Raw genomic sequence first — 13072 nt, forward strand, 5'->3', positions numbered from 1 at the left:
CCTTCGCTCGACAGCAGGTCGACTTCTCATGCAAGGTAGCCATGCACGAGAATACAGCAGAGAAAACAGACTTAACTCACTCATCCGCAACCACTAGCCGCGCTCACTTTCAACGGCATTTCCGCCACGCTTGCAGTATACGACATTTTCCCACAACCGCGGCTCCTTGTCCTAACTTCTCTATTCTCAATTCACTATTCGCACTTTCCGCCCGAACCCCTCCTATGCTCCCCCCGTAGCTATCTGCATGACTTCCGAAGTCACGACCCGAGGAATATCCCGGGGAACGACGAGGGTTACTTGCTCGGCTGTTTCCAGGACTGCTTCGTCCGCTACCTCACGAGCAACGACGAGAGCTTCTTGTCCGGTACTTTGCCGAGTAACGAGCCAGGTTCCGTCCCGAGGTCCCCGCCGAGTTGCAGTCCGCATTCGGATCCAAGTTCCTTCCCGGATTACTCTGCAGGGAACTTCTCAACCAACTTGCCGAGCTTCTTGGAGAGTAACGAGGATGGTTCCGGCGCGCGCCACGATCCGGCTTGGACCGGAATCCGTGACCTAGTTCGTTACGGACTGGAAGTACTTAGCTATGGCCGTGTCGTAACGACTTGTGATGGAGAACGCTTCGGCGGCGAGCTTCATCCGTATCTCAGCGCTGACTCCGCCGGTCCGGCCGAGTTCGGCGATAATCTCCGGGTAGTACTTGGGGTCGGGCACCACCGCGACGAAAGCATGATTCTTGGCCGCTGCCCGTAACAAGGTGACGCCGCCGATATCTATCAATTCCACAAGTTCGTCGTGGGTGGCCCCGCGCGCAAGGCCGTCTTCAAACGCGTACAGGTTGCAGACCACGATGTCAATCGGTTCGACCGTGTTGTCTTTGCGCGTAGTCAGGATGCCGCCCGCAATCTTCGGGTGCAGCGTCTTGACTCGTCCACCCAGGATTTCAGGCGAACCGGTGTAGTCCGCGATTTCGGTCACCGGGATGCCGGCTTCACGAATCATCGCTGCGGTCTTAGAGGTGGAAAGGATTTCGTACCCGGCAGCGGCCAAGGCTCTCCCCAGTTCGACCACACCGGCCTTGTCCCAGACTGAGATTATCGCGCGACGTTGTGCCACTTATGCCCCAAACTTCTTTAGCTTCCATGTGTTAGCCAGCAGCAGATTCATCAGTTTGACCGATTCTATCCGGCCCAAGGTGCCGTGGGCACAGGCCCGCTCGCCGAAGCCCTCGTGGGTATCACTTGGTCGGACGTAGGGCGAGGCAAGCAGCACCGGTACTTCGTGCCAGGAGTGCCCGGCTTTGCGCGCGGGCGTGGAGTGGTCACCGGTGATGCAGAGCACGTCCGGCTTGAGCTTCAGCAGTTGCGGCAGGACTTCATCATCGAACTGCTCGATCAGTTCCTGTTTGAGATCGAAGTCGCCGTCTTCCCCTGCCTTGTCAGTCTCTTTGAGGTGAAGAAAGAAGAAGTCGTAACCGCTGTCCCAGTGCTTGCGCAGGGTCTCCAATTCCGTATCCCAGGTGCTTCCGGTCTCAAGCACCTCCATCCCCACCAATTTGGCCAGTCCCCGGTACATGGGATAGGCAGCAACGCAGGCCGGCGTGAGCTTGAACCGGTCGCGCATCGATGGGATGGACGGCGGCAGGGCCAGGCCGCGCAGCAGAACGAAGTTGGCCTTGTTCTGGTCCTTGACAACTGCGGCCGCAAGCTCGATGAAACGGTTGGCAAGACGCGCCGACTTGGCCGCGTGCGGGTCGTCCGAGGCAACAGGGATTGGTTTCAGCCCATCCTGCTGCGGGTCCGAGTCGGTCAGTCCGCCGACCAGGCCCGGTCCCTGAAACACCACCACGAACCGGTGGCCGATGCCCGGTCTGACAACTACGCTCGTGTCTTCTATCGTCGGAATCGCAGCCTGCAGCTTTGCACATAACTCTACACAGATCTCAGTCGCAATCCTGCCGGCCCTGCGGTCGCCAAGAGTACCGTCCTTGGCGAGAGTAGCGAAATTGGCACGGGCGCAGAGGTCGGAAGGCGCGGGATGAAGTCCGATGCCTAGCGCCTCGAGCACGCCTCGACCGACGTCGTACCTTACCGGATCGTATCCGAACAGCGCAAGGTGGGCAGGACCCGAACCGGGAGTGATGCCGACATCGACGGGAGTTAGAAGTCCCAGGTCGGATTTGCCCGAGAGTTCGTTGAGATTGGGGATCGAAGCCGATTCCAGTTCCGTCTTCCCCTCACGCGGCAGGCCGCCCAATCCGTCAAGAACCACAAGCAGTATCTTCTTGTTGCTCTTGATCGCGAGATTCTCGAGAAGGTCCATCACTCAAATCATATGAGCTGCTGCGGGAGAGTCAAGCTGTCAGCACCGCCGGGAGAAGACTAGTTGACTGAGACCGCGACCCGGAGCACGAAGCTCGAATCCCGGAAGATGCCGCGGAACTCCAGTTCGTGCATTCCGGTCGGCATCTGTCCGCCCATGCTCCAGCCGCCGGAATAGTAGGTCGAATCGGCAACCTTCTCCCCCGGAGCAGCGGGGTCCGGTAGCGCCGGCTGACCCGGGAACGTAACCGCCAGCGAGTTGAGTTGGAAGTCATGATTAAAGCTGTATCTGAAGGTGGTGGTGTCACCGGTCGGTGACCTGAAACCGGTCGCGCTGGCCGCGAGCACCTCGTAGGTCGCCATCTCTATGTTTCCTGCATCAACTGTCCATCCCTGATAGACATCCACCGGCTTGCCCGGCCACCCGGGCCTATTCTGACCGCCATAAACTCCGGTCAGGTCGCCATCGCTGACTTTGCCGTCGCCGTTTTTGTCCACCCACGCGAGGATGTAGTACGGCCCGGGCGCGACGGCCGGGAACTCGAACGAGGCCAGACTGAAGGAGCCTCCCGACTCCGGCGCAATGGAATAGGCCGGGGCTGAATCCCACGCGACGCTGTCGTGCAACTCAATCCGCGCCAGCCGCACATCGCCCTGCGACCCCGGCGTCAGCGCCAGTCGGCCGTAGACCGTCGTCGGAAACTTGCATCCTGCCAACAGACACAGCCCGGCCATCGCAACCGCGAATCCGACCACCGGCCATCGGCGAGAAGGCGCGCTATCGGCCGGCATCTTGTATGTTACGAAGGGATTCGTGCATGTCAGTCGCGAGACGCCGAATGCTCGGCTGCAGTTCCTCGGAGCTGCGCATATAGCCGTTGGCGGCATTCTGCTGAATCTCAGACTCGTCCTTGTCCCCGAGCGTGACGGCTTTCACCGAGGCCTCTGACTTGGAGTAGTACTGGAACCGATCTCCGGCATCTTCCGCCATTGACCTCAGGTAGCGGTCGGAGGCTGTGTAGAGAATGCTCAGACGGAAAGCCGCGTCTGATTCGGCTTGGCGTGATGCCTCGAGTACGAACTCGGCCTGCTGACGCGCCAGTGTTATTTCCCGTCGCGCGCTGTCCGCGAGAATAGCGGCTCTCTGCAGCTTTGCGGCTGCGCTATCCGCATTGTCGCTCGTCACGACGCTCTGCGGTGAAAGCTCGCTTGCGCGCAGCCACTCGTCGGTCGCCTGGGTCACGAGTGTGTCGATAGCCGCAACAGCAGACTGAGCGACATCGACGGTACTGAGCTTGCGCGGAGCGGCGGGAGGCTGGACGGCTGCCGGCGGCGGCGTGAACGCGGCAAGGCTCTCAGTCGTGCTGAATGTCTTTGGCTCGACCGCTGGACTAGATCGAAGAACCACCGGAGGACGGTAGAACATCAGCATGCCCAAGGCAACTGACATCAGGATTACGGCCGCTGCGATGGTGAGCATTCGGACGCGAGCGACTAGCGCGGTCCGCCTCGCGTCCGGCTTAAAGACAAGTCCCGGTGTCGACGGCGGCAGCTTAGGCTTCTCGTCAGGCTGCTTTGCTTCGCCCGGCGGTTCTAGGCCGCTCAATTCATGCCTCGCAATTAACATAGGTTCGGGCACGGTCGCTGTCAACAACCGCATTCGCGGCCATCGAGGTTGACACGCAGCAGGACGGTCATAGACTTACCGAGTGAAGTCGCCAACGCGGAAGATGGCCGTGCCTCACCAGCCAACCAGTCTGCGCGCTGCGGACGTGGCGCACGAGACGCTGAGAACGTTCTCGCTCACCCACAACTACAACATATGGGTGATGGACATGATTTCGCCCCATGTCGGACACAAGACGCTCGAGGTCGGCTGCGGCATCGGCAATCTGACCTTCTACTTGCAGGACCTGTCCGATCTCGTCTGCATCGACATCTCGGACCTCTACCTCGCGCATATGCAGGTTGACTTTCCGGACCTCAAATTGCTGAAGTGCGACCTCGGCAGCGACGCACTGCGCGAGTTGAAGCCGGAGCGTTTCGACACCGTCGTCTGCGTGAACGTGCTTGAACACATCGAGGATGACCGTAAAGCACTCGCCAACCTGTTCGAGATCCTTGAGCCGGGTGGCCGGCTGCTGCTGCACGTACCGGCGCTCTCCGCGCTCTACGGCACGCTCGACCGCAACCTCGACCACTATCGGCGTTACAGCCGGAAAGGACTCCTGTCCCTTCTCAATGAGATTGGCTTTGAGATCGAGCAGCTCAACTACTGCAATCCGATCGCCGCGCTCGGCTGGTTCTGGAACTCCCGCGTCCTGCGCAAGACCGCGCTTGAGAGCTGGCCGACAATTCTCTTCGACAAACTCGTGCCGTTGATTGCCGCGGTCGAGCGGCGGTTCAAGCCGCCGTTCGGAATGTCACTTTTCGCTGTGGCGCGGAAGTCTGAACGGTCATAGAGGCCGCGTCGGTTTTCTGCCTTGAAGCGCTGGCCGCGAAGGGTCGAGTCGAGATCGGCGGCGAACCGGAGCTTGTCCCAAGCCCTCTGGCCGCGCGTGTTATGCCATATTCGACAGCGGCGGCGATTCAAATGACAGATCCGCACAAGCGGTGCCGCCGCGACAGCTTCAGAGCCATCAGACCGGCTCGATGTCCCCGGAATCTTCTCACGTCCGTGGGATAAATCCTCCGCGGGTCGTAGGCCGTAATCCGCGAGCCATCCTGCGCTGGCGGCGCAACAACCGCAGTTGCTTGACATCAACCGGTGGTCAGCTATCTTGGACTCAATGGCACTGACTCAGGCCGCGCAGGCTGTACTGCTACCCCTTGGACGTCCGGTTCGATGCCGGTAGGCGTCTGGTCACTCCTGGCCGGTGCCGCCTTCGGCTCCATCCCGTTCGGCTACTTTGCGGGCAGGCTGAATCACATTGACATTCGTCGGCACGGCTCCGGGAACATCGGGTTCACCAACGTCCAGCGTACAATCGGCTGGGCCTGGGCGGTGCCGGTTCTGTTGCTTGACGCTGCAAAGGGCCTGTTCCCGACCGCGATTGCCCATGGTGTTGGCCTGGTACCTGCACTCGTGGGAATTGGCGCTATTATCGGCCACGTCTTCTGCCCCTGGCTCGGATTCAAAGGAGGCAAAGGCGTAGCGACAACGGTCGGCGTTGCCGTCTATCTTTGCCCGCGTAGCCTGCTCGCGGGACTGGGCGTCTACATCGCGGTACTCGCCGCAACCGGTTTCATATCCCTATCCTCGTTGGCGCTTGCAGTTGTTCTGCCTATTCTGACCGCCGTGTTCTACCGGCACAGCATCCTCCTGCTGGTCTTTGCCGTCTGCACGGCGCTAATCATCGTCGCCAGACACTCTTCCAACATGCGTCGCCTCGTTGCGGGAACCGAGCCACGCCTAGGGCTCTGGCTCAAGTTGTTCAGGAGAAGATGAGAATCGCTTTCGTCGGATCCGGCCGCTGGGCACTCGCGCTCGGAGTCAGACTGGCGGCAAACGGACATGAGATCTCACTATGGGAGTTCAGCCGTGCAAACCTGGAACGTCTCACGACGACTAGGCGTCACCCTGACCTGCCCGAAGACGTCCCGGCGACGATTTCTGTAACCGACGACTTGGCAGGCACCGTCTCGGCCGCGCAGGTGATTGTGCTCGCCGTGCCTTCAGAGACGCTGGCCGGTGCAGTCCAACAGGTCAAGGCTTTGAATCCGAAACCTCAAGCGCTGGTAACCGTCACCAAGGGCATTGACCCCAGAACTCTCAAACGGCTGTCGGTCACGATTACCGACGCCCTGCCCGCGCTTCCGGTCGTCGTGCTGGCCGGTCCGGGCATCCCCTACGACCTCGCTCTTGGCGACCCGACCTCGCTGGTCGCGGCATCAGTCAGCGAAACCGCAGCCGCGATGGTGCGGGACGCGTTCACCGGCGGCAACCTGCGGGTCTACTCACATGGAGACGTAGTGGGTGTCGAGCTTGGTGCGGCTCTGAAGAACGTCATTGCCATCGCCGCCGGCGTGGCCGACGGCATCGGCCTGGGTATCAACGCCAAAGCGGCTCTACTGACCCGAGGACTTGCCGAGATCACCCGTCTCGGCCTCGCATTCAATGCCAACCCTCTGACCTTTGCCGGGCTATCGGGCATGGGCGACCTGATAGTAACTGCCTTCTCCGACCACTCCCGCAACCACGTTCTGGGAGTCGCAATCGGCCGTGGCGAAACGATAGCCGGAGCACTGTCCGGTCTGTCGGGAGTTGCCGAGGGCGCGACCACCGCCCGCTCGGCCCGAAGCCTGGCCGGCAGCCAGCGAATCGAGATGCCGATCACCGAAGAGGTCTACAGGATGCTGTATGAAGGCGCCTCCCCGCACGACAGCATGGCGCGGCTGCTGCGAAGGAGCCCGCGTCAGGAAATTTGGAAATGACTCGGGGCAAGCACTACTTGGTCACTGAGGTCTGCCGGAGGCTTGGCATCAAGCCCCACATCCTCCGTTACTGGGAACACGAATTCGGCATCAAACCCGACCGTAACTCCGCCGGCCGCCGCATGTACAACGAGGCCCAGCTTGAGCGTCTGCAGCTCATCAAACACCTGATCCGTACCGAGAAACTGACTGTGTCCGGCGCCCGCCGTCAGCTTGCCAAGATGTCGGCCCAGGCGACCGAACCCGCGGCCTCCAGCGACCAGCGCCAGACCCTTCTCTGGCTCAAGCGAGAACTCCTGGCGATCAAGGCTCAGCTCGAAGCCGGACTGGGTCAGTGAGCCAGGCGGTCTATCAACGACCGCACGCTATGTGACAGTGGCCATAGGTAGACCTGTCCGATAGTGTGGTTGCCGTCCGATGGGAGCGCCTGAAGAAGACATCCCATCCAGAGATAGAGATTCATGGCCGTGACAGCCAGCATGGCGACAACTAGTGCGGCTTTAGCCCTCCGGCCGACATTCTGATGCGAAACTGTCAAAGCCGCGGCCAGAGAGAGCGCTGGCAGCAGCTCGACGAAGGCTCGGTTCCCGTAGCTCTGACCAAACCACCAACACCACCACGTGCCGTTGACCACAGCCGTCAGCAAGAAGGATGCGACCGCTGCTGCACAGATGTATCTAGTCCGGGGCATGCAGATCGCACTGTAGGCCGCGAGGAGAATCAGGATTGCGTACCACGGGCTGTAGACAAACAGACCGTTCCGGACAGATATAAGAGCGTTCAGGATTCCGGCAATCCCTGCCGTGAAGTACTCATTGTAGTAGGTGGAGAAGCGAATTTGCCCCCAAAGAAACCATAGACTCACGGGCTGGAGGGAGACGGTTGCCGCGGCGCCGGCGAGCATCGGCACCGACTCACGAAGTGAGACTCGTTTCCGATGCCAGACAATTGCCACCAACACCGGCAGCAAGAGCGCGTTCGTGTTCCGTATCAAGAACAGCAGCCCGACAAGCCCCCCTAACAGCACTCCGCGGACCGCACGAGTACGTTCGCTGGCGCGAACCCACCTGACTATGAGGAACAGCAGGATGTTGAACACCGCGACTCCCGCCCCGTGGGCCATCGTCATCTCTTTCGAGACGTAATGAATCAGGTTGGTACCAACCAACGCCGTCAGGCAGAAGCCGAATGCCCACACTTCAGCCACGCCGAGACTCAGCATAGCGCGGTACAGAAGCAGGAAAGATACGAAATAGAACACCATCAGTGACCAAGCGACGGCGACTTGATAGGGTGTTGACCAGCCATTTGTCGGGGAATGCGTCACGTAGCGAGCCATGACGTGGCCTATCAGGACTCCGGGCACCTCCAGTATTGCGACGCCGATCGGGAGCTTGTTGGCAGGGTGTCCCGCGGGGGTCAGCGTGACAGAGTCGAGCTGGAATCCGTCCGATTCATGTACTAGCCGGTTGTCATTGCGAAAGTCGATGTCGTGGTCGAGAATGATGGACCTGGCCCAGACGTAGTACCCCTTTCCGTCACTCAGGATTAGCACCTTGTTGTCACCGTACTTCAGGGATACGAGAGTCAGTGCGACCGAGGCAGCAAAAACCAGACCAAGTATGAGCACGTAGGACGTATGCCACGACCTGTCCGCTTGTGTGTTCATGTCAGAGAACGCGGATTCCCCTACGGCTCTCCCGACGAAGCAATGTGCTCGGTTCCCAGTTACCGTCTTGCCTGAGCGCAACGGCGCGAATCGCTGGCTGGCTCCGGTCGCACCTCAAACAAGCCAACCGCGCTTCGCAGGAGAGCAAGGCGTAAGAAGATACGGCAGCAAGACCCTCCCTTGACTCAGGAAGGAAGTACTTTCCCCGGGGAGGCAAGCATGTTCTCCGGTCCGGCAGAAACGCCACGGCCAATTGCAGGTAGCGAGACTCGCCGACTGACGGCACGCCGACGAGTGACTCCCAACGGTTGCGCATGTCGAGCCGATACCAGACTACTGCCTGAGAATCCCCCTTAGGAATTGCGGATCGCTCCAGTCCCAGAGCCGACTCTTCTTCGTGTCCACGTTGACTGGATCTACGTTCCAGAGGAACGTCGCATTGTTCACGCCCCCGTTGAGATTGATGAGGAAACTCGCGAACACAAGCAACACAAAAACCGCCATGAGCAGACCATGGAGCGCGCCGCGGTTCTCAGCGAACCAAATCAAAACGGGGATCAAGAAGTACACAAGATAGGGTACCATGTCGGCGAAGAGGCGAGGGCCGTACGAATGGCCGCCGTACCACCAATCTGGAAAGCTCGATATGAAGAGCCAATGCGCCGCTACTACCGCCACCAGAAGCAAGTCAAGCACCCTGTCCTGGCCCTTCTTCAGTTTCAGGACCATGCCGCCGAGGGCGAAAAGAAACACTGGCGAGTATACGAAGAGACCGCGGGATGGACTGGCCAGAGTCCCGGCCAGACCTTCAAACAAGTGTGCAGTCGTACTCTGCTGGCCGAGTGCGTAGTAAGGCGACAAAATCGAATGGTAGAGCCATAGGTCGTACCACAGATACGGCACGACGACGACCAGACTCCATGCAAGGTAGCGCAGGAGGTACCTGCGGTGGCGAATGGCAACGAACAGGGTGAGGCCGACGATGGACAGTGCGTTTGTCGGACGAACAACAAAGGAGTAGGCCAACGGGAGGCTGGCGAATTGCGCCAGGAAGGGCTTTTCGCGGGCCTTCAATAGAATTAGAAGGGCGGCGGCCAGCATCAGCATTGATGGACCGTGTTGCCACAGGGCCCGGCTTGCCGATGACCACGCTGGCGTGCAAAACGCAAAGATGCAGGCCAGGATTAGTGAAAGCCACCCGTTGAGAAACTGCCGCCCCACGAAGTACAAAAGCACTGCAGTCAATGCGACAAAGAGCGATGCCACGAGTATCTCCACTCGCCCGTGGTGGGAAACTGCGCCCGCCATCTGGTTGCCGTTCGCTCGCGTCCTGCCCAGAAACCGCTCGGGCAATAGCGGGGTCGCAACCAAGGCACGCAGCCCCACGTCTATCAGATACACAAAAGGCGCGGCGAGCAGCGGTGTACCGATCGGGTAGCTGCTATATATGTGTCCATTGATCATCACGTAAAGGTAGTGCGGCCCCGGTAGAATCGAGTCGCGATATTCGTCGAGGTCGGTCTTGCCTTCCTTGGCAATAGTGAGAGCCTCGTTGACCGACCATATGGAATCGCACGACTGTGAGACACGACTGAGGCCGTGAACCAGCAGCACCAAGATGAACAACAAAACCGGAGCCCAGAGAGTGAAGAACCCAGCAGCCCTGGAACGGGCGTGAGATCCCGCACTGCGGACGGAACTGGTCGAGGCTGTGGTCTCTGTTCCTATGTGAGGCAATGGGCGCGGTCGGACTCCGTGTCCGTTCAAGGCATCTCGCTCATCAGGTCGACTATTTGTCCGAGGCTACAGCCATGCCTGCAGCCGGATGTCGAAACCGAAGACACTCCAGTTGCCCTGATAGCTCTTATGGTAGGTGCAGTCAAGCGTGGCCCTGAAGTGATCTGAGACAGGCTGCAAGTTGAGTCCCCCGGCTATCATCCACTCTGAGACCCCCCCGTTGGACAAGGTCAGATCCAGCCGTCCAACTGGCTTCAGTACACCCCTATCCGATGCCGCCTGGAGATACGCCATGTTGTTCCGAATGTGCTGAGCACTAAGGTTCTGGAATTCGGCTTGGATTTCAAGCGGACCGTGGACGAGGCGGGCCTCGGCTGCGAGAGTCCGCCAGGCCGTGTCTGCCGTATCGGGCCGCCCGTAGTAGGCGCGTAGGGCGAGAATCCCATCCACCGCCGATAGCGGTTTGAAGGTCACTCTCCCGCATAGGTCCTTACTGGTATTGTCGTCCTTGAGATTCGCGCCACCGCCGTTAATGACTGCGGCCGACACCGAGAAGCGGCCAGGCGCCCAGCTTCCGAGAATCCCGACATCTCGCGTTCCCGTTGGCTTGGCGTAGCTGGCCAGGAATGAACTACTTGGCAGTTTCTGACTGTCGGGCGGTGTCATGGCGTCCATCCCTAGTGGAAGCAGGAACTGGCCCGCGCGCAGCCGGAAACTATCACGCCATTGCAGGTCGACGTACAAGTCCTGCGGCTGGAGCATGCTGACATCGCCACTTGCTCGGAAGGAAACGGCGCGGCTCAGTTGTCCGGTCATTCCGATCGGCGCAGAGACTCGATCGAGGACAAACTCGCTGTGAGCGAGTCCTCCCGTCTGTGCCTGCCACCATTGCGCGCTGCTCGCGACTAGCGCGTCCATCGTCAACTTGTCACTGATCAGGCTCAGTTCGGCCCGGGCAACACCTACAACGGCGAGTAGTAGCAGAAACCGTAACAATACGTTGCGCATCCCAGCCATTTGGTCCTCCTTTTCAATCGCGAGCGTCTATCCGCATCCCTGCAGTGTGAAGCACAGCAGGATGATCGGTCATGGACGATCAGCGTCTGGCTGTCCGTAGCCAGTTGTATGCCAGCCTCCTACCAAAAAAGTACTGCCAGTAACCGACAAGCAGGGCCAGGTTCGTCCATACGTAGTATTGCGGAAACAGGAGCTTTCGTAGATGGCCGCGTGCAACTAGCACGAGGGGGGTCGTCAGGTATGCGAGAAGCTGGAGCATCAGCGCGACGCGGAAAAATGGAATGTGCCAGCAAACCGCGCTGCCTACGAGTATTGCCAACAGCAGGAACGGCGTCACCCAGCGCAGGAACTTGTGGGAAATCAACACCCAAGACTTGACTCCGTGACTCGGCAGAAACACGTCCGGCATCATGAAAAAGGCCTGTATGTTTCCGCGGCTTATGCGGGTCTTGCGCGTGAACTCGACTCTCGCGGTCTCCGCCTTTGTCCACGACTTTGCCCGGGGTTCATAGACGGCAGAATAGCCCCACAGAAACGGCCGAGTTCCCATTATCCAGTCGTCGTTTATGGTCTCGGGAGGAATCGGCTGACATAGCGACCGGCGCAACATCATTGCCCATCCATAGACCCCAACAGCCGCGCCGAGTTCACCTTCGAGTCGTTTGAGCCAGTTCTCATATCGGTCCCAAGCTCCCTCGGCCACGTGACCATCCTCGTTTCTCCGCTCATAATGGAATAGCAGCACGCCGACTTTCTCGTCGTGGAATCGGCTGGCAGCGAGGCGCAGTGCGTCAGACGACATCAGCACATCGGCATCCGTGAAGAGCACAAGGTCGCCGGTGGTAAGGGGGACGAGCTGATTGAGCACCTCAGACTTACCCAGTCTCTCGTCTGTTGTCCAAAGGTGCACATTCTCACGCTTAAATGATCTGACGATTTCATTCGTGTGGTCCGTGACCGCGTCCGTACCGACGACAATCTCGAGTCGGTCTGCCGGGTAGTCAAAGGCCAGGCAGTTCCTGATCTTGTCGGCGATGCACAGTTCCTCATTCCAAGCCGCGATGACCACCGACACACGCGGTAGCTCCACGGCCTGGGCGGCCGCTGGCTTTGACCGTTTCAGTACGACCAACAGAACCAACAGTATCGGGAACAACACCCAGTTGTATATCATGACACCAATCGGAACCCAGATCAACAGGATGGCAGTCAGGCTGGTCACGAGAACGCCTAGCAAAGCCACCTTCTCGGTGCCGCATCGCGGATGCCGCCTTGGGCTAGGACGTGGCGATATACCTCGAGATGCTGAACAGCAGACTTGGACCATGAGAAGTCGGCCGAGCGTGCCAGTCCTCGTCGTCGGAACTCGGCACGCAGTTCAGCGTTTTGAAGGATGCGCCGCAGGGCTCTCTCCAGTGCCGCGACATCGTTTGCGGGAAACAGCAAGGCGGCGCCGCCGGCGACCTCCGGGAGCGACGACGAGTTTGAGGCCACGACGGGTGTCCCGCAGGCCATCGCCTCTACGATGGGCAGGCCGAATCCTTCGAACAAAGACGGAAAGACCAGCACTTGCGCGAGGTTGTATAGCCCGCGCATCATTTCCTGCGGCACATAGCCGAGAAAGTGCGTACTGTCAATAATGCCCAGCTCAAGAGCGACCCTCCGCACGGAATCCGCTCCCCTACCGTCGCGACCCGCGAGGACAATGCCGTCCACTATTCCATCACGGACAAGCGGCGCGCCGGCCCTCAACAAGGTTTCTATGTTCTTCCTTGCTTCCACAACCCCGACATGCAGGATGTAGAGCATCGGCAACCCTAGCTGCTCTCGAATTTGCGTCAGGTACTCGCGATCGTGACATGGGACGTAGCAGTCGTCGATACCATGGTGGATA

Annotated in this window: 13 protein-coding genes; 4 read left to right on the forward strand and 9 right to left on the reverse strand. The window is 59.7% G+C overall.

Annotation, left to right across the window (positions count from 1 at the left end; translation table 11 throughout):
* Positions 1-555: 555 nt before the first annotated feature.
* Genes VMH22_09540 through VMH22_09555 form a run of 4 tightly spaced genes read right to left on the reverse strand, consistent with a single transcriptional unit; the run spans position 556 to position 3801 of the window.
* Complete coding sequence (locus VMH22_09540) at positions 556-1116, reverse strand: hypothetical protein (protein HTW91938.1); 561 nt, start codon at positions 1114-1116, stop codon at positions 556-558.
* The gene (locus VMH22_09545; GenBank protein HTW91939.1) at positions 1117-2322 is read right to left on the reverse strand and encodes a 2,3-bisphosphoglycerate-independent phosphoglycerate mutase; all 1206 of its coding nucleotides are present in this window, start codon (positions 2320-2322) and stop codon (positions 1117-1119) included.
* 59 nt (positions 2323-2381) lie between these two features.
* Positions 2382-3113 (reverse strand): hypothetical protein, encoded by a 732-nt coding sequence (locus VMH22_09550; GenBank protein ID HTW91940.1) that lies wholly within the window; start codon positions 3111-3113, stop codon positions 2382-2384.
* Positions 3100-3801 (reverse strand): hypothetical protein, encoded by a 702-nt coding sequence (locus VMH22_09555; GenBank protein ID HTW91941.1) that lies wholly within the window; start codon positions 3799-3801, stop codon positions 3100-3102. The genes VMH22_09550 and VMH22_09555 overlap by 14 nt, the downstream gene beginning before the upstream one ends.
* Before the next feature lie 229 nt (positions 3802-4030).
* On the opposite strand from VMH22_09555, the gene VMH22_09560 reads away from it, so the two are divergent.
* From VMH22_09560 to VMH22_09575, 4 genes are all read left to right on the forward strand, one after another.
* Entirely contained in the window at positions 4031-4783 is a 753-nt protein-coding gene (locus VMH22_09560; protein HTW91942.1) for a class I SAM-dependent methyltransferase, read from the forward strand.
* 383 nt (positions 4784-5166) lie between these two features.
* Positions 5167-5769 carry a glycerol-3-phosphate 1-O-acyltransferase PlsY gene (gene plsY / locus VMH22_09565; protein ID HTW91943.1) on the forward strand — a complete coding sequence of 201 codons (603 nt, stop codon included), beginning with the start codon at positions 5167-5169 and terminating at the stop codon, positions 5767-5769.
* Complete coding sequence (locus tag VMH22_09570) at positions 5766-6755, forward strand: NAD(P)H-dependent glycerol-3-phosphate dehydrogenase (protein ID HTW91944.1); 990 nt, start codon at positions 5766-5768, stop codon at positions 6753-6755. The genes plsY and VMH22_09570 overlap by 4 nt, the downstream gene beginning before the upstream one ends.
* Entirely contained in the window at positions 6752-7093 is a 342-nt protein-coding gene (locus VMH22_09575) for a MerR family transcriptional regulator (protein HTW91945.1), read from the forward strand. The genes VMH22_09570 and VMH22_09575 overlap by 4 nt, the downstream gene beginning before the upstream one ends.
* Here VMH22_09575 and VMH22_09580 read toward each other — a convergent pair.
* The 5 genes from VMH22_09580 to VMH22_09600 all read right to left on the reverse strand — a co-directional run.
* Positions 7087-8424: a hypothetical protein gene (locus VMH22_09580; protein HTW91946.1), complete on the reverse strand. Its 1338-nt coding sequence runs from the start codon at positions 8422-8424 to the stop codon at positions 7087-7089. The genes VMH22_09575 and VMH22_09580 overlap by 7 nt on opposite strands.
* A 333-nt stretch (positions 8425-8757) precedes the next feature.
* Positions 8758-10050: a hypothetical protein gene (locus VMH22_09585; protein HTW91947.1), complete on the reverse strand. Its 1293-nt coding sequence runs from the start codon at positions 10048-10050 to the stop codon at positions 8758-8760.
* Positions 10051-10227: 177 nt separating this feature from the next.
* Positions 10228-11178 carry a porin gene (locus VMH22_09590; protein ID HTW91948.1) on the reverse strand — a complete coding sequence of 317 codons (951 nt, stop codon included), beginning with the start codon at positions 11176-11178 and terminating at the stop codon, positions 10228-10230.
* Between the two features lie 79 nt (positions 11179-11257).
* Positions 11258-12400 (reverse strand): glycosyltransferase, encoded by a 1143-nt coding sequence (locus VMH22_09595; protein HTW91949.1) that lies wholly within the window; start codon positions 12398-12400, stop codon positions 11258-11260.
* Positions 12401-12408: 8 nt separating this feature from the next.
* On the reverse strand, positions 12409-13072 hold a 664-nt coding region (locus tag VMH22_09600), incomplete at its 5' end, for a glycosyltransferase family 1 protein (protein ID HTW91950.1).

Source organism: bacterium (assembly GCA_035505375.1).
Taxonomy (GTDB): domain Bacteria; phylum Hydrothermota; class Tepidihabitantia; order Tepidihabitantales; family Tepidihabitantaceae; genus UBA2258.

Excerpts from the sequence above, each read along its gene's own strand:
- VMH22_09545 (HTW91939.1), bottom strand. The coding sequence starts at position 2,322 with ATGGACCTTCTCGAGAATCTCGCGATCAAGAGCAACAAGAAGATACTG.
- VMH22_09550 (HTW91940.1), bottom strand. The coding sequence starts at position 3,113 with ATGCCGGCCGATAGCGCGCCTTCTCGCCGATGGCCGGTGGTCGGATTC.
- VMH22_09555 (HTW91941.1), bottom strand. The coding sequence starts at position 3,801 with ATGCTCACCATCGCAGCGGCCGTAATCCTGATGTCAGTTGCCTTGGGC.
- plsY (HTW91943.1), top strand. The coding sequence starts at position 5,167 with ATGCCGGTAGGCGTCTGGTCACTCCTGGCCGGTGCCGCCTTCGGCTCC.
- VMH22_09570 (HTW91944.1), top strand. The coding sequence starts at position 5,766 with ATGAGAATCGCTTTCGTCGGATCCGGCCGCTGGGCACTCGCGCTCGGA.
- VMH22_09575 (HTW91945.1), top strand. The coding sequence starts at position 6,752 with ATGACTCGGGGCAAGCACTACTTGGTCACTGAGGTCTGCCGGAGGCTT.
- VMH22_09580 (HTW91946.1), bottom strand. The coding sequence starts at position 8,424 with ATGAACACACAAGCGGACAGGTCGTGGCATACGTCCTACGTGCTCATA.
- VMH22_09590 (HTW91948.1), bottom strand. The coding sequence starts at position 11,178 with ATGGCTGGGATGCGCAACGTATTGTTACGGTTTCTGCTACTACTCGCC.